Source organism: Hymenobacter siberiensis (assembly GCF_018967865.2).
Classification (GTDB): domain Bacteria; phylum Bacteroidota; class Bacteroidia; order Cytophagales; family Hymenobacteraceae; genus Hymenobacter; species Hymenobacter siberiensis.
This window is the reverse complement of record NZ_JAHLZY020000001.1, coordinates 1,418,467-1,434,455: the sequence shown is the minus strand read 5'-3', so window position 1 is coordinate 1,434,455 and position 15,989 is coordinate 1,418,467. Positions and strand designations below refer to the sequence as shown.

Here is a 15,989-nt window from a genome sequence, read left to right as displayed (position 1 = left end):
CCAACCAGCAACGAGAAACCAGCCATCAGGCCCCGTCCATCCGCACGATTTTGGGCGTGAAGGAGCCCAGCACGTCCACCAGCTCGTGCTGGCTGGCCATCACGGCGTAGATATATTTGTAGGCCATGGGAGCTTCGTCGAGCCCTCCGCCGATGAGCTCGATGCCGTGGTCGGCGAGGTACTTGCGCACCTGGCTTTCGCCCAGGTCGGCCTTGGCGCGGGTGCGCGACATGAACCGCCCCGCCCCGTGCGAAGCCGAAGGCAGCGACCCGGCCCCGTTCCGCCCCGCACAATAAAGCCGGGGGCCGTCATCGAGCCGGGTATGATGCCGAGCACGCCCGTGCCGGCCGGCGTAGCCCCCTTGCGGTGGGTGATGACCTCGCGGCCATCGGCCAGCCGCTCCTTCCAGGCGAGGTTGTGATGGTAGTTCAACATAGATTCGATATAATGCTTGTAAAGTATTGATTATAAATTTACCATAAGTTTTAATGCAGTGCTTTATTTTGGGGCATCCAACTTTTTGCGGGTTTTGTTGGATAGGTAAGCGGCTGTTATGGGATAGGGTGCCAGTACGGGCAAGGTTGCACTTTGGCAGGTTGGGCGTATGGTGTAGGCGGCTGGCTATGGTGGGCGCTGGCTGCTGCTGTGGGTGGTGGTGGTGAGAGGGAGTAGCCGGAAAACGCTCAGAAACGGGCCTAGGTTGAACGCTTATCAGCTGGAAAGGGAATTAACGGAAGGATACCATTCGTCGGGTGCTGTGGCTGCCTAGCATCTGCCTTTTTTCGTGTACTGGCGTAAATACTAAAGCTTGTGCGGATTACTTGTCAAGATTGGCGGGTGCGTGTGTGAGATAAGCCCGGTGTTGGCTGCGGACGCGCAGGTTGTGCTGTCCGCAAGCCACCACCATCACGGTGTCGCGAAACCAGTCGCCGCGTAGGCGCAGCTTGTCGCGGACCATCCGTAAGCGCTTGATGCCGCTGTGGACGTGTTCAATGACCACCCGCAACGGGCTGAGCAACTGGTTGTAGAGCAGCTGGGAAAAGATCAGCTCGCCTTTCGGCGGCTTCTTATGGGGCATCTCGATGAGCACCCCCGGCGGCCGATGGCCGAGGAAGCCCAAATCCTGCCGCAGCACGCTGCCGACCGGCAGGCACAGGGGGTAGAGGTCGACCATTTTTTTGTCGTGCACCCGCCCGGACTCGGTGGGCGAAAGATCGTGCAGGTACTGCGTATCGTCGGATAAGGTGATGTTTTTCAGGGCGTGGACTTTTTTTTGGCGCTGTACTCTTCTTCCTGTGCTGCCCGGTCGGCGTTGCGCGGAATGCCGCGCTCCACCCCGTCGCAGGTGAAGACCTTCACCGGGTGCGCGGCCAGGCACTGGGCCAGCTGCGCCCCGTCGCGCACGGGCAGCAGGTGCCGGGCGGCCAGCGTCTGGTTGAGCACGTCGAGCAAGGGGCCCGCCAGGCGGCTCACGCGGGTCTGCGACACGCCGAAGCTGGTAGCCTGGTGCTGCTGCAAGAAATTGGTTTTGAGGTAGGTCAGCAAGAAAAAAAGCTTCGTGTCGGTGCCCGCTAAGGTGGCGTTGGCCCGTTCCCGGTGCGCCGGGATGCGCCGCCGGTCGCCGTCGAGGGTATGGTAGCGGTGGTAGCGCTCCCAACGGGGCGTAAAGTCAGTGAGCAGGTCATCAAATTCGGCGGGCAGCAGGCTGGTCAAGGCCAAAAACTGCGTCGGCCGCTCGCGCAGGGCCACATAATTCATCCTCAAAAATACGGCCTCGCCTCACGGGATAACATAACTAGCTTTACCGCATCAGCATTACTATTCAGCAATTCAGTTTGCCAATGTAGAGACGCATCCTTGCGTCTCTACATTGTGCTGGAGTTCTTGAACGAATTAAAACATCTGCCCCGGATTACTAGTACCTGCGACGTATGCCCCGCCTCGCCACTTCCGACCACTACACCCTCGACCTGCCCGCCGGCCACCGCTTCCCCATCGCCAAATACGCCCTGATTCGGGAGCAGCTCCTGTGGCAGAGCATTGCCGAGCCGGCCGATTTCTACGAGCCCGGCCTCTGCGCCGAGGCCGATGTGCTACGCGTGCACACCGCCGACTACTGGCACCGCGTACGCGACCTCCAACTCATGCCCCGCGAAGTGCGCAGCCTGGGCCTGCCGCAAAGCCCAAAGCTGGTGCGCCGCTCGCTGAGCAGCAGCGCGGGCACGCTGCAATCGGCCCTGCATGCCTTGTGCGACGGCATCGGCCTGAACCTGGCCGGCGGCACCCACCACGCCTTCGCCGACCGGGGCGAAGGTTTCTGTGTGCTCAACGACCAGGCCATTGCCGCCGCGCACCTGTTGGCGCACGGACTGGCCCGGCAAGTTTTGATTGTGGACCTTGACGTGCACCAGGGCGATGGCACGGCGGCCATTTTCCGCAACGAGCCGCGCGTGTTCACATTCTCGATGCACGCCGGAGCCAATTACCCGTTGCGCAAGGAGCAGTCGGACCTGGATGTTGCGCTGGCGCTGGGCACCGATGATGCAGCATATCTGGCGCAGCTTGCGGCTACGCTGGGACCACTGGTGGAGCGCGTGCGGCCCGATTTCATCTTCTACCAGGCGGGGGTGGACGTGCTGGCGACGGACAAGCTGGGCAAGCTGGCGCTCACGCCCGCCGGCTGCCGGCGGCGCGACGAGCTGGTGCTGGGCCTGTGCCACGCCCGCCACCTGCCGGTGGCAGTGAGCATGGGCGGCGGCTACTCCGAGCGGCTGGCCGATATCGTGGACGCGCACTGCAACACGTTTCGGGTGGCCTTTGAGCTGTGGCCGTAAATTCACCCCATCCCCGGCCCCTCCCCGTGCGCCTCATCCCCCGGCCCCTTCTCCGAAAAGAAGAAGGGGCCGGGGGATGACCTTGCAAACCACTTTTTGAGCGCGCCGCCGTGGCTCCCCCTCTACTTTTCGGAGAAGGGGCCGGGGGATGAGGCGCACGGGGAGGGCGACGACAGTAGAACTTAACGGCTCTGGGGCCGGGGGTGGGGTGAAGCAGTAGAACTACCTTTACAGCTGATGAAAAACCCTGATTCCGCGCATCCCAAACGTATTATGGTCCCGGTACTGACCACTGAGCCGCCCACCGGAACCCTCGCGCAACAAGCATTCCGGCAGGCTATTCTGGATGTGGAGAACCTGCGCGAGCGGCTGCGCGACCTGCGCGCCGAGCAGGCCGAGGCCCGGCGGCGCTACTGGCAGCAGGTGGGGCCGGCGGCCACGGCCGTGGTGGCGGCCCGCCACGCGCTGTATGCGCCGCTGGAAGAAGCCCTGCTGCTGAGCTACTTCAGCCGCATGGAAGAAGCCCAGATTACGGGCGTGATTCTGGGCAATGCTCATAACCTAGAAGACCGGTTTGGAGAGGATGAAGCGGCCATTATCCGCAAATATGCCCCGGCCGGGCACCGCCCCGCAGGAGCCAAACCCGCCGCCGGGCGCAAAAAACCCGAAGATTCGGCCCCGGAGTTTATCCCCGACCCTACCCTGCCGCCGCACGAGCAGGCTGCCGCCGCCGCCCGCGCCCGTCGCAAAACCAAGGCCCAGCGCCAGCAGGAAGCCGCCGCGCTGGCCGACCAAAAGCAACTCGAAACCAACGCCAAAACCATCTACCGCCAGCTGGCCCGCACCCACCACCCCGACCTGGAGCGCGACCCCGAAAAGCAAGCCGACAAAACCGCCCAGATGCAGCGCATCACCGAGGCCTACGAGGCCGACGACCTCTACACGCTGCTACAGCTCCTAGCCGAATCGGCCCCCGCCGACGCGGCCGCCGACGATGTGCTGGCCCGCTACACTCGCGCCCTGCTCCAGCAGCAAATTCAGCTGAAACAGGAAATGAACGAGCTGAAATATGGCCCCAATGGCTTCGCCATGGCCTCGGGCAAGAAGCAGGAACTGGAGCTCCGCCAGCTCAAGCGCGACCTGCGCGCCGAGGCCGAATACGTGCAGCACATTGGCCGGATGATGAGCGATGCCGACGGCTTGCGTGATGTTTTGCGCCAGCTCGCCGCCGAAGGCCTGGATAGCATCTAGCGCGCTGCCGCTGAGCAGAGGCCCGGCTCCGTCCTGATTTCAGCCAAAATCAATCGTGGCCTTTGGGTTGGTGCTTGGTGAGGTACGACAGTCGGCCATCGGTGAATAAGTTGTGGAAATACGCCACGGCGATGGCAAATACCACGGAAAACAAGCTGAGCAGCGCGTTATAATACACCGGGGCCAGCAGCGAAAACCGGATAAATACCGTTACCAGCACAAAGGCGGAATACCGGAAAACGTCCGGGTAATGCAGCGTGTACCGGAAGGCCACGAGCATGAATAGCAGGTCGGCAAAAATTAATATCATGTAGAACCTGTCTGCAGACTGCACCCAATGGCTGCTGCTAAACATGTGAAAAACATCGTATCCATACATGCCCAGCAGGGTAACGAAGACGAGCAGCGCAATGAATTGTTTCAGCAATACGAATTGCAGCTTGTCGCTTTCCTGCGTGATGGAGCGGTGCCGCTGAATACCGTAGTAGACGTAAATCAGCAGGAAAACCAGCAGGGCGCCCACACCATCGGCCACCATTTTATACACCGATTCGAGCTGACTTTGCAGCGGAAGCTGGAAATTGTAGTGCGAAAATTCTTTGAAAGAAGACCGCAACAAAATCAGGCTCAAAATTTCAATTTGCTTGCCGATGGAATTCGCAATGGATTCGGGAATAACAAATACCAGGCTCACCATTTCAAAAAACAGCAACAGCGTAAACGATATTTCCACGGCTTGCAGGAAATGGATTTGGCCCCACATGCCCGGCAATTGCAACATGCCGGTGTAGTTGACCAAGGCCACTGCGATGCTCAACACAAACACCGTTACCAACGCCACGCTCAGCAGATAAGCCGTCCGCTTGCTTTCCCAGATGAGTTGTAGGGGTAAATAAGTTGCCTGTACGATGCGAGCCAGTAGTAGCATAAGTGGTAGTCTATTTACAGCATTTTCAAACTCATATATTACTCAACAATAATGAACGCAAAAAAGCCAGCCACTCAGGCAGAAACCTGAACAGCTGGCTTTAGGATGCAACCCGGACGCGGGAAAGTCTTATCAGGCAGCAGGCGCACCGGCACGGCCCAACAGGAAACGACCGCAAAGGGCGTGCTTACGCGCCTTTCGAGGCCAGAATGTCTACCATTTCAATGTGGGGCGGGCTAGCCCACAGGTCGGCGTGGGTGCCCAGGGCGGCGGCTACCTGCCCGGCGAGATGGGCTTTGCGGCCGGCTTCATCGAGGAAAGTATCGAAAATACCGAACGTAGAAGGGCCCAGGCGCAGGGCGTACCAGGTGGTCGTAGCAGGCTCCGCTTCGACGATGGGCAGGGCCCCGGCCAGAAAATCGGCGACGGTCTGCTCATGACCAGGTTTTACTTCGAGGCGAACTAACAGCGCAACTTTTACCATGACAGGAAGAAAAATGAGTGAAATATTCTCTACAACAAAAGCGGAGGAGTTTTGGCGGTGAAGAACTAAAAGCTACACGATGAAGCGCACCACGGATTGCACCACGCCGGCATCGCGCAGAATGCGGTTGTGGCCCAGGCCGCGCGTGGCGTGCAGCACCGCGCCGGGCCAGGCGGCCACAATCTGCCCACTTTCGGCGAAAGGGATGATTTCGTCGGCCTCGTCGTGCAGCACCAGCACCTTTTCGGCCCCGATGGACGGCCCCGAGACGGCAGCGGCAAAGGAATCGGCGGGCCGGCCGGTATTCTGCTCGATGTGGGCCGCAAACCGCGCCACCAACCCTTGGGGCAGGTGCAGGAAATCGGCAAACCGCTCGGCCACCACCCGCGGCCCCACCGGCGCACTAATGAGCACGAGGCGCGGCAATGCCGCCCCCGCCGGCAGCCGCACCGGCAGCCCCGCCACCGACGCCGCCCCAAACGAGTGCGCCACGATGGCGCGCACCGCCCCCAACGTATTCACCACCGCCTGCACGGCCCCACCAAAATCGGTGAGCGTGACCTGCCGGCCGCTCGATTCGCCGTGCGCGGGACCATCGAGGGCCACCACGCGGTAGCCGGCCGCCAGCAGCGGGGCCACCCACGCCCCCCAAAAGCTGGCCCGATGCTCCCAGCCGTGCACCAGCAGCACCGCCGGGGCGGCAGCCGGCCCCCACTCATACACGGCCACGGTGCCGGTACCGGCCGCCACGGTGCGGCGGCGAGCACTGGCCAGGGCGGGGCCTTCCCAGGCTTTGAGGGCCAGGCGGCGCGGCGTCACAAACAGCCCCCACGCCTGCCGAAACGCCCGCGTGGGCATTATGGCCCACTGCACCCGCAGCTGCCAGCGTAGCCAGCGCAAGCCCGGCGGCGGCGAAGGATAGCGAATTTTAGGAGCAGCAGGCAGCGGGGCAGCGGTCATAAGTAAGGAATGCGCGGGCGAATAGGTATTGGTCATCGGCGAGCGATTGTAGCACATGCTTCAGTTTGTGCCGCGTCAGGATTAACAGGTATTTTTCAATAATCCATTACTGCACAAGCTAAAGCATGTGCTACAGGCAGTCGAATTAAGCCAGCAGCTCCAACCGCAGCTGGCCCACTATCACCTGAAAGGGCGTTTCGTCGTGCACGCGGGCTACTTGCAGGGCCCCGGCCAGCGTAGTGAGTACCTGCGCCGCCTTTGCCGCCGGGCTGCCCACGAAGCGCAGGGTACCCGTGACCCGGCCCACGGCCAGCACCTGGGCCAGCCACTCGGTCAGCTCGCGGTTGAAGGTGCGGAGCTCGGCCTGCATGGGCACGGGCAGGGTCCGGAAATCGGCCGCCAGCGCGCCAAACAGGCACACGCGGCGCTCATGGCCGAGGTGCGTGTCATACACCGCCAGCAGGGCTTCGAATTGCGCGACGGGCAGCAGGTCGGCCACGCGGGGCAGGTCGCGCCACTTGCGCAGGCGGCGCAGCTGCCGAGCCACAATTGCCATGCCCAGGTCGTCCTTGCTCGGGTAGTGGTAATGAATGGCGGCCGGCTTCACCCCCAATTCTTTGGCCAGATGCTGGTAGCTGAAGGCATTAAAGCCCCGTTCCAACAACAGCCCTTCGGCCAGGTCGAGGATGCGGATGCGGGTGTCAGCAGGAATGATGGGGATTGTAGGGGCAGTGGTCATTTCAGGACAAATATACTACTTACTTACTAATTAGTAAGTTTTTTTAGTTAATACAAGAAAGCGCCCTCCTGATCAGGAAAAGGGCTTTTTGGAAGAACCCAAGGTAAAGGAGCTACTGCAAAAGGGCTCGACGGGCTAGGCGGTTTTCCTCAATTAGCCCATACTGCGAAGTAGCCGCAGAGCGGCGGCAGGTCTGTAGAAAGGCAAACGGTTAAGAAGCTGTCTGAGTTAATTTTGCAAGATGGATGCCTCCGCTATTTTGACCTGAAAGCTATATAGCTCAGGCCTTTGCGCTCGCGACTGGCAGCGGCTGTAGCCGCTGCTGGTGGTCAAGCGGCGCAGCAAATGGCCGCTGGTGGAAATCGTCAATGCCATTTTGTACGTGCTCAAAAACGGGTGCGTCTGGCGGGACGTACCGGGCGATTTACCGCCCTGGAGCACGGCGTACTGGTACTTTGACAAGTGGGAAGCCGACGGCACCTGGGCGCGGGTAAGCGCCTGTTTGACGGTGAGCAGCCGGGAACACGCCCAAAAAAAGCCTGCCCCACGGCCGTGATACTCGACACGCAAAGCGTCAAAAATACGGCCACGGCCACCGGAGCCACCGTGGGCTTCGACGCGGGCAAGTTGGTCAAGGGGCGTAAACGCCTGGTGCTCACCGACACGCTGGGCCATGTGCTGGCCAGTCGGGTGCTGCCCACCGATGCGGTGGACGGCGCCGCGGCCATTGCTTTTGGGACGAGGTGGCCGCCACGCACGAACTGCTGGGGGCCATCCAGGTCGTTTTCGTGGACAGTTCCTTTCACGGCGGTTTCCGCCGGCACCTGGCCCGGCGCTACGGCATCCGGGTCGAGAAACCGGTGCACGTACTGGTGCGGAAAACCAATTTCTGCATCCACGCCTGGCGCTGGATTGTCGAGCGCACGTTCGCGTGGCTCGACATGAACCGGCGCTTGCCCAAAGAATACGACCGGACGTTGCGTCATGCAAATGCCTGGATTGCAATAGTTAACATTCGCAGAACCCTGAAGTTCTGCTAACTCAAACAGCTTCTTAGAAAGCCGGCATTGCACACCTAAAAACTGATAATCAACTCCTTATGCCATGCGGTCGATTGAATTGTACCGGGATGCAGTGGCTATTCCGCCGGCCGGTTTTCCTCGGCCTGGCCCAGGGCGGCCACCGCCGCCTGCACGGCTTCGGCGCGGAAGGCGGGGGCGGTGCCGGGGGCTTTTAGCAGGCGCAGCAGGCGCTGGTATTTCTGGCGGCCTTCGGCCAGCATCTGCTCGCTCACTTCGATGATGAAAACGCCGAAGGGCTCGTTTTTTTGCACGCCCACCAGCAGGAACCGCTCGGCGCGCAGGGCATCGGTGTAGAAGGCGGCCTGCCGGTCGTAGTCGTAAGCCGAGCATTGCCAGAGGAAATGGTCGGCGTCGCGGGCGCTGGTGGTTTTGAAGTCGATGATGGTGAACGGCTCGTCGGGGTGAGCCACCACGAGGTCGGCCCGCAGCTTACAGAGCGTGTCAGATTCGGGCTCGGTGAAAAGCACGCTCACTTCGGGAGTTCCGTACTCCAGCAGGCTGACCAGCTGCGTGTTCAGCTTCACGCCCTCCACCAGCCACCACACCAGCGTATCGTTCAGGCCGGGCTGGCCGGCCACGTAGTCGGCGGGTTCCAGCAGGGCGGTATGGAAAGCGGTGCCAAAGCTCAGGGCGCCTTCGTTGGCACTGGTTTGGGGGCGGGGCGGGCGGCCGTCGAGGGCATCGCGCAGGCGCGAGAGGTCGGAATTGGCAATGGCGGGTAGGGCGCGGTAGGTATCGTAGTCGAGGCGCAGCAGGTCGGGGCGCGGGGCGGGCAAAGTTGGCATAGGTCAATAACAGCATAAGCCCGCATTTGGTGGCAGGTCCGGCCCGCAAAAACCGGTCTGACCACCCCTGAAAAGCCGTCAGACCGGCTCACTACTCGCCAATAACAACCTGATTGATAGCCGCCAAAATTATTTTAGCAATTCCCGGGCAATGAGCTGCTGAAAATTAATGGCTGAGAAAATACAGCTCCAGCCGCAGGCGGTTCTCGCTGCGCCTGGGGCCGCCCAGCACCACCCGCTCCGGGCTGGTAGGCGCGGCCGATGCCAGCAACACGCCATCGTTTTTGAGTGTGCGGTCGACCACCGCCTGGCAATAGGCAGTGATGGCGAAGTTGTAGGAGCCCGTTTCCAGACCGGTCAGCGTCGACACGCTATTCAGGTATGGAACGGCGACGGCCCCCACGGCCAGCCCCTGCTGATTGCCGCGCCCGGCCAGGTACGAAACCAGGCTGCCGGGCGGCGGCAGGTAGCGCGTGGTGGAGCCCGGTAGCGCTTCGAGCACCAGATGCGCCTGCACAATGGTGATGCCGGAGCCAAAGGCGCGCAGGTTATTCAGGTACAGAATCTCGATTTTGGTCTACAGGCCCAGCGCGCCATCGATGTAGCTTTCCTGGGCGGCACGCGACACGTCGAGCGCCTGCAACGAAGTAGTGAGCGGCGTGAGGGGCGTGCCCGTGCCGTCGGTGGCTACCTGGTAGAAATGCTCGGCACCCGCAGCCAGGGCAAAGTCCTTCACAATGGCCGTAAGCGGGTCGAGGGGCAGGTGCGTGTACAGGCTCAGGGCGGCCCCGGCGGTACTCACCTGGCTGCGGAACAGGGCCGCGTCGTCGGCCGCATCGGGCTTCAGCACCAATACAAGGGAATCAAATACTTCGTCGGTAGTGGGCGCGCAGGCCGCCCGCTGGCCCACCCACACAAAGCTGCGGGCCGTGATGATGCCAAGGCGTGGGTCGTGGTAGTGCCCCACCAGCAGGTTATCGGTGATAGAATTGGCTATCAGTCGTGTAGCACCGTGGCCACCCGCACCGTCAGGGTGTCGACGTAGTAAGCCGTGCTGCCGGTGCTGGTGGCGGGCAAATCGAGCGCGATATTGCCCACCGGGTCGCAGGCGGTGGCGGCAGCGGCCACAGCCAGCAGCGCCAGCTGCAGCCCCCGCCGCCACCAGCCTGCCCCCGCCGGCCGGCCGGCGGCGAGCCCTTTCCCATAGGAAGTGCCCGCCTGGATAGCGGGGCGCTTAGTCCACATCGGTAGCGGGCTCCAGTTTCCAGAGGTCGTCGTAGCGGATGCTGCCGCCTACGCCCAGCCCGACGTAGCCGTAGTCGCCCAGGCCAAAAGCTGCCGCCAGGGTGCGGGAGGCCCCGCTGAACTCGGTTTTCTGGTGCCAGCTGTCATCCGTGGGGCTGTAGGCCCAGCAACTGAGTGACTGGGTGTCTTTGCTGCCCAGCGTGACGTAGCTGGTATTGGCAATGGTGAAGGCCACGCCGTAGGCCCGGGGCACGGCGCTGAAGTCGAAGCCGGTGCCGTTGGTAGTCGTGCCCTCCAGCTTGCGGTGCTCGGTCCAGGTTTCGGTGGTGGGGTTGTAGCTCCAGTTATCGGTCTGGTACGTGCCGTTGTCGAGGCCCGTGCAGATGTAGCCCTCATTGTTGGCCACAAACGCCACCGCTCCCAAGCGCTTGTTGCCACCGAAGCTGGGCTTCTGGGTCCACACGTCGGTGCTGGGGTCGTACTGCCAGAAGTCTTTCTTGTAGTTACCGTCGTAGCCGGTGCCCACGTAGCCTTTGTCGTTGGCGGCGAAGGCCACGGCCTGATAGCGCCCCACGCCCGGAAACGGCGCCAGCTGCTTCCAGGTATTGGTGCCGGGCACATACTGCCAGAAATTGGTGTACTTGTCGGTGCCATCGGTGCCGAGGCCCACGTAGGCCTTGCCGTCAATCACGAAGCTTACCGCACCGCTCCGGGCCAGGCCCTCAAACTGCGAGCGGCCATACCAGGCGCCAATGATGGAGGCGACATCCGTTGAGTCTTTTGTGCAGCTGTTCAGGCTGGCTAAAATCAGCAGCAATACTGCCAGTAATCGGGTTGTTTTCATGGGAAGCTGAATGGTGATTTGTGCCTGTAGAGGGCTGGCCACACCATTTCCGGTTGCAGGCCCCCTTTCCCCGGATGCCTTATTTTCTCCCAAACCAGGGGTTTCCACCTCCTAACGGGCCACTATCATCGCCCAGCCCGTAGCTTTCATTGGTCACCGGTGTCTTTTCAGGCTCCACTCCTTTCCTTTAACCAGCCTTCCCTCTGATTATGGCTTCCTGGATTCCCTACGCCCTGCTTTCGGCCCTGTTTGCGGCCCTCACCGCCATTTTTGCCAAAATTGGCATCAAGGGTGTCGATTCGGATTTGGCGACGGCCATCCGCACGGTGGTGATTTTGCTGCTGGCCTGGGGCATTGCCATGGCGCGCGGGGCCACGGCAGGGCTGCCGGCCCTCACGGGGCGCACCTGGCTGTTTCTGGTGCTGTCGGGCGTAGCTACGGGGGCATCGTGGCTGTGCTATTTCCGGGCTTTGAAATTGGGGCCGGTAACGAAGGTAGCCCCGGTCGATAAGCTAAGTGTGGCGCTGGCCATGCTACTGGCAGTGGCCTTTTTGGGCGAAACCATCAGCCTGAAAGGTGCCCTCGGCGCCGGGCTGATTCTGGCCGGCACCGTGGTGCTGGTGTGGGCATAAGCATCACCGATTAATGAAAATAAGCTGAGTAGCAAGCGCTTATTCAGACATCACAAAGTACAATGATACCCCCTGCATTTGCACTGCAGGGGGCTTTTCCGCATCTAATACATCCGTAAATACTAAAATCAATAAGCTGTTTTCAAGAGAGCTTAGAAATTGCATCTTTTTTTATAATGCGTACCATTTTTACTTCATTTACGTATTTTAATTATAATTGAGCGCCATGAAAAAGATTATCACCTATTAGAGTTGTTTCGAAGCAAAAAGCCTTGATAATCAATTAATTATGTCAACAATAAAAACCGACAAAAATTGCAAAGAGAATGTCTAAGCCACATTGCCAATAAAATTAGCGCGATTTCATGCCTGTAATAGGCTGATTTTAAGCACAAACATTACGCAACAAGTCTATTTATTACTGACCATTATGCTACTGCTTGGACGGGCTTTCAGTAGCCAAGCCCAGTGCACGTTCACGGCTGTGAAAGACGGCTATTTCTACGACCCTGCTACCTGGCAGGCGTCCAGCTCAAAATGCACCGGCACGGCCCCCGTTTCCAATAGCGACGCCACCATTGTCATCAACGGCTTTAACGTGGTGCTGAATGGAGACTACGCCGTGGCTAAAAACGGCTCTATTTCCCTGCTGGACGGCGGTTCGCTGATTGGCGGGGCCAATCTGACGCTGGGCGATGGCAGCGGCGGCCTCACCGATACCAACCTCCTGGTGAGCGCGGGCAGTACCCTGCGCGTAGCCCAGCTGACGGTGGACAAGGCCCGGGTGATGGTGATGGCGCAGGGCACGGCGACCACCCCCACCCTACTCAGAACCGACTGCAACTTGATACTGGTAAACTCCGACATCATTGACAATAGCCGGGTGGTTATCAACGGCAGCATCGACCTGACCCGGGGCGGGGCCAATAATACGCTGTGTGGCACGGGCAGCTTACGCATTGGCGGCTGCGTATTTGGCAATAACGGAGCCTTCAAAAAGCTGGCTGCCAACTGCGCCTCCTCCCTCGTCACCGTGTGCGCCCTGCGCCTGACCACTGGCTGCCCCGGCCCCATCGATGCCACCAACAATTCGGAGCTGGAATGCCAGAGCCTGGCGGTGTGCACCGGCCCGCTCCCCGTCGAGCTGGTGATATTTACGGCCACCGTAACCGGGCGGCAGGGTGTGGCCCTGCACTGGGTTACGGCCTCGGAGAAAAACAGCAAGGAGTTCGTGATTGAGCACTCGGCCGATGGCAAAAACTTCAACGCGCTGCACACGATGGCGGCCGCCGGCAGCACGCAGGCCCGTACTACCTACGACTACACCGACGAGCAGCCGCTCTTCGGCGCCAGCTATTACCGCCTTCGCCAGGTCGATTTCGATGGCACCACGGCCTACTCGCCGGTGCAGGTGGTGCGCCCGGGCAGCGCCAACGCCGAGGAGCTAGCCGTGTACCCCGGCAGCCAGGCCCACCAGTGGGTGGTGAGCACCAGCCTGCCCGCCGAAGTGCTGGCTACCGGCCCAGCTACCGTGCGCGTATTCGATGCCCTGGGCCGCAGCCAGCAGATGACCTGCACGCCCCAAGCCGGCCAGCCCGGCCGCTGGCTGCTCGACCTGCGCACGCTGCCCACGGGCATCTACATTGTGCGGCTGGTATCGGCGGCGGGCTCGTTCAGCCAGCGCATTACGCAGTAGCTACAATCCGGGCAATTAGTTGACCATGGGCCGCCTGAGCTTTCGAGCGCGGGCGGCCTTTAGGGTTTAGCCCAGCGCCACGTCAGCGACACGTTGAACACGCGGCCTTCCACAGGCGCCCACAGCTCGCGGAAAACCGGGTTGTCCAGCGGAGCGAGCACTACTTTTTCCTGGCGCGTCTGGCGGTAGTCGAACAGGTTTTCGCCATTCAGAGCCAACGTAAAATTGCCCGCGTGGTAGCGCAGCAGCGCGGCAAACAGCGGGTAGCCGGGCGTGGTATGCCCATCGGACAGGTATTGCTGGCCAATATAGGAGGCTTCGAGGCCGGCACTGAGCGCATCGGTGAACTCCACCAACCCTACGGCCGCAAACTTGTGCCGGGCGGCCAGCGGCAGGTGCGGGTTCAGAGCATCGTACTGCCGGCGGGCATCGGTGAAAACGTAGCCGAGGTAGAGCTCGGTCTCGTCGGCCCGCAGGCGCACGTAGGTTTCGAGGCCGCGCGTGGAGAGCGGAGCCGCGGCATTCTGCCAGGTAAGGTAATTGGCCTGAAATGGCCCCGTAAAACCCAGCCCATTCAGCACCAACGGATTGCCTACACGAGTGAAGAAAAATGACTGATTCACGCTCAGCACCAGCGGCTCGTCGAAGCCGTCGAAGGTGCGCTGGTAGTTCACGTCGCCGTTCAGGCCAAAGGAAGTTTCGGCGCTCACGCCTTGTAGCGCCTTTACCAAGTGATAATTTCGCTCGTCGAGGCTGTTGATGTAGGGCACCGGGGCGCGGTAGCCCAGGCCGGCGTTGAGGCGGGCCGTCACGGCCGGGCTGGCTTTGTAGAGCAGGGCCAGCCGGGGCAGTACAAAGGTCCCATACTGGTTATGGTGGTCGAGGCGCAGGCCGGCTTGCAGGCTCAGGCGCGGCAGTACGCGCCAGTCGTCCTGGACAAACGCGCCCAGCGTGTGGTAGGTGTAGGGGCTGCGCAGCGGCGTGGCGCTGCGGTTGAAGGAGGCCAGCTGCTCGCCGTTGGCGTTCAGGCCCACTACCAGGGTGTGGCGCGGGCCGGCCGCGTGCAGGTAGCTGGCCTCGGTGTAGTAGGTGGTCTGGTAGGCGGTGAAAGCATTGGAATTGGTGTTCACGTCGCGGATAAAATCCGTGATGGTGCCCTTGACGGTGAGACGGCCGCCGGCCAGGCTGTCGTTGGTATACAGCAGGTCGGCGGTGTTGCGCAGGCTGGTATTATCGATGTAGAATGTGTGGCCGCCCACCGGGTCGTAGCCCTTTTGCAGTACCACAATATCGCCGGCCCGGCGATTTTCCAGCATACCGGTGTAGCCCAGCGCCACCTGGCTATGGGTGTTGGGATAGAAAAACAGGCGCGGGTGCAGGTTGAAGCTATGCACCCGGGGCACGTCCACGAAGCCGTCGCCGTCCACGTCTTTTTCCTTTTGATTGACGAGCCCCGCAAAGACCGAGTAGCCCCAGCGCCGCCCACGCCGAGCCGCGAACCCGTTCAAATCCGTCTCGCGCAACGTGGTCTGGTTGAAGCTGGCGGCGTACTGCGGCGTGCCCAGCGTGGGCGTTTTACTCACCAGGTTCACCAGCCCGGCAATGGCCCCGCCACCATACAGCGTCGAATTCGAGCCCTTGATTAATTCCACCTGCCGCAAATCGAGCGGCGGTACCGTGAGCAGCCCAAACGAGCCCGCGAAGCCGCCGTACAGCGGCAGACCGTCGCGCAAAATCTGAGTGTACTGCCCCGGCAGGCCCTGCAGGCGCAAATCCAGGTTGCCGGTGGTGGGCGAAGTGGGCTGAATCTGGGTGCCCGCGATATCGCCAAACAAGCTGGCAATGCTGGCCGGCCTGATGCTGCTTTCCTCCTCCATCTCCTCGGCCCCCAGCACCTCCACGCGGGTGGGCAGGTCCTCGATGCGCGAGTTGGTGCGGGTAGCCGTTACCAGCACTTCCTGCTCAATCGCCACGCCGCCCGGGGCCAGCAGCAGCAGCAGCCCCGCCCCTGCCGCCGGGGCCACCACGAAGCGCGTCCGGTAGCCCAATGCGCTGATGAGCAGGATTTTGCCGGCTGCTGGGGCGGGCGTGAGCACGGCCATCCCCGTAGCATCGGTGGCCGCCCCCACGCCCGTGCCCGGCACCACCACGCTGGCCCCAATCAGGGGCTCGTGGCGTAGCGAGTCGCGCACCTGCACGCGCAGGGCCTGGGCGTAGCTGGCCGTGGGCACCCCCGCCGCAACCAGCACCGCCAGCCAACAGCTACTAAACCACCAAAACGAAAATCGAGAAAACATACCAGAAGTAACTGCAGAATAATCTGTAAAACTACAGTGCGCTACTGCGCTAATTCTGTGCAGAATCTGTGGCTACACGGCCAAGCAAGCAGCTCCGGCACGTTTCCGCACCAGAGCTGCTCAGGAATTCACCAATAATACCGCCGGCTCGTCGCCAGCAGGTTTTCACTACTTATTTGAACAGCTCGCTCCGGCGGAGATGGCGGCATCCA

At 61.4% G+C, this 15,989-nt stretch carries 18 protein-coding genes and 1 pseudogene; 6 read left to right on the top strand and 13 right to left on the bottom strand.

Going from position 1 to position 15,989, the window contains the following annotated elements; translation table 11 throughout:
- Window positions 1–25: 25 nt before the first annotated feature.
- The 3 genes and pseudogenes from KQ659_RS06365 to KQ659_RS06355 all read right to left on the bottom strand — a co-directional run.
- Window positions 26–435: pseudogene (locus KQ659_RS06365) on the bottom strand (RtcB family protein); the annotation flags it as partial.
- Between the two features lie 382 nt (window positions 436–817).
- Window positions 818–1,249 (bottom strand): transposase family protein, encoded by a 432-nt coding sequence (locus tag KQ659_RS06360; protein ID WP_332875081.1) that lies wholly within the window; start codon window positions 1,247–1,249, stop codon window positions 818–820.
- A 5-nt stretch (window positions 1,250–1,254) separates the two neighbouring features.
- Window positions 1,255–1,758, bottom strand: a complete 504-nt coding sequence (locus KQ659_RS06355) for a transposase family protein (protein WP_216689632.1) — start codon at window positions 1,756–1,758, stop codon at window positions 1,255–1,257.
- A gap of 173 nt (window positions 1,759–1,931) precedes the next feature.
- On the opposite strand from KQ659_RS06355, the gene KQ659_RS06350 reads away from it, so the two are divergent.
- Entirely contained in the window at window positions 1,932–2,834 is a 903-nt protein-coding gene (locus tag KQ659_RS06350) for a histone deacetylase family protein (protein ID WP_216689634.1), read from the top strand.
- Between the two features lie 273 nt (window positions 2,835–3,107).
- Entirely contained in the window at window positions 3,108–4,085 is a 978-nt protein-coding gene (locus tag KQ659_RS06345; protein ID WP_216689636.1) for a J domain-containing protein, read from the top strand.
- Window positions 4,086–4,134: 49 nt separating this feature from the next.
- On the opposite strand, the gene KQ659_RS06340 is transcribed toward KQ659_RS06345, so the two are convergent.
- The 4 genes from KQ659_RS06340 to KQ659_RS06325 all read right to left on the bottom strand — a co-directional run bounded on the left by KQ659_RS06340 (window position 4,135) and on the right by KQ659_RS06325 (window position 7,196).
- Complete coding sequence (locus KQ659_RS06340) at window positions 4,135–5,013, bottom strand: hypothetical protein (RefSeq protein WP_216689638.1); 879 nt, start codon at window positions 5,011–5,013, stop codon at window positions 4,135–4,137.
- 187 nt (window positions 5,014–5,200) lie between these two features.
- A complete protein-coding gene (locus KQ659_RS06335) occupies window positions 5,201–5,497 on the bottom strand; it encodes a putative quinol monooxygenase (protein ID WP_216689640.1) in 297 nt (98 codons plus the stop codon).
- 72 nt (window positions 5,498–5,569) lie between these two features.
- Window positions 5,570–6,493, bottom strand: coding sequence for an alpha/beta fold hydrolase (locus KQ659_RS06330; protein WP_216689642.1), 924 nt, complete (start codon window positions 6,491–6,493; stop codon window positions 5,570–5,572).
- A 109-nt stretch (window positions 6,494–6,602) separates the two neighbouring features.
- A complete protein-coding gene (locus tag KQ659_RS06325; RefSeq protein WP_216689644.1) occupies window positions 6,603–7,196 on the bottom strand; it encodes a TetR/AcrR family transcriptional regulator in 594 nt (197 codons plus the stop codon).
- 325 nt (window positions 7,197–7,521) lie between these two features.
- On the opposite strand from KQ659_RS06325, the gene KQ659_RS22065 reads away from it, so the two are divergent.
- Window positions 7,522–7,752, top strand: coding sequence for a transposase (locus KQ659_RS22065; protein WP_216689646.1), 231 nt, complete (start codon window positions 7,522–7,524; stop codon window positions 7,750–7,752).
- A 187-nt stretch (window positions 7,753–7,939) separates the two neighbouring features.
- Complete coding sequence (locus tag KQ659_RS06315; RefSeq protein WP_216689648.1) at window positions 7,940–8,236, top strand: transposase; 297 nt, start codon at window positions 7,940–7,942, stop codon at window positions 8,234–8,236.
- Window positions 8,237–8,334: 98 nt separating this feature from the next.
- On the opposite strand, the gene KQ659_RS06310 is transcribed toward KQ659_RS06315, so the two are convergent.
- From KQ659_RS06310 to KQ659_RS06290, 5 genes are all read right to left on the bottom strand, one after another.
- Window positions 8,335–9,063 carry a PD-(D/E)XK nuclease-like domain-containing protein gene (locus KQ659_RS06310; RefSeq protein ID WP_216689650.1) on the bottom strand — a complete coding sequence of 243 codons (729 nt, stop codon included), beginning with the start codon at window positions 9,061–9,063 and terminating at the stop codon, window positions 8,335–8,337.
- A gap of 166 nt (window positions 9,064–9,229) precedes the next feature.
- Window positions 9,230–9,580 carry a hypothetical protein gene (locus KQ659_RS06305; RefSeq protein WP_216689652.1) on the bottom strand — a complete coding sequence of 117 codons (351 nt, stop codon included), beginning with the start codon at window positions 9,578–9,580 and terminating at the stop codon, window positions 9,230–9,232.
- A 60-nt stretch (window positions 9,581–9,640) separates the two neighbouring features.
- Window positions 9,641–10,030 carry a hypothetical protein gene (locus KQ659_RS06300; RefSeq protein WP_216689655.1) on the bottom strand — a complete coding sequence of 130 codons (390 nt, stop codon included), beginning with the start codon at window positions 10,028–10,030 and terminating at the stop codon, window positions 9,641–9,643.
- A gap of 29 nt (window positions 10,031–10,059) precedes the next feature.
- On the bottom strand, window positions 10,060–10,308 hold the full coding sequence (locus KQ659_RS06295) for a hypothetical protein (RefSeq protein WP_216689657.1): 249 nt from the start codon (window positions 10,306–10,308) through the stop codon (window positions 10,060–10,062).
- Entirely contained in the window at window positions 10,298–11,152 is an 855-nt protein-coding gene (locus KQ659_RS06290) for a Kelch repeat-containing protein (protein ID WP_216689659.1), read from the bottom strand. The genes KQ659_RS06295 and KQ659_RS06290 overlap by 11 nt, the downstream gene beginning before the upstream one ends.
- 209 nt (window positions 11,153–11,361) lie before the next feature.
- On the opposite strand from KQ659_RS06290, the gene KQ659_RS06285 reads away from it, so the two are divergent.
- Entirely contained in the window at window positions 11,362–11,784 is a 423-nt protein-coding gene (locus tag KQ659_RS06285; protein ID WP_216689661.1) for an EamA family transporter, read from the top strand.
- 430 nt (window positions 11,785–12,214) lie between these two features.
- A complete protein-coding gene (locus KQ659_RS06280) occupies window positions 12,215–13,480 on the top strand; it encodes a T9SS type A sorting domain-containing protein (RefSeq protein WP_216689663.1) in 1,266 nt (421 codons plus the stop codon).
- A gap of 59 nt (window positions 13,481–13,539) precedes the next feature.
- Here the strand turns inward: KQ659_RS06280 and KQ659_RS06275 are convergent, their stop codons facing one another.
- Window positions 13,540–15,777 carry a TonB-dependent receptor gene (locus KQ659_RS06275; protein WP_216689665.1) on the bottom strand — a complete coding sequence of 746 codons (2,238 nt, stop codon included), beginning with the start codon at window positions 15,775–15,777 and terminating at the stop codon, window positions 13,540–13,542.
- Window positions 15,778–15,989: the final 212 nt, after the last annotated feature.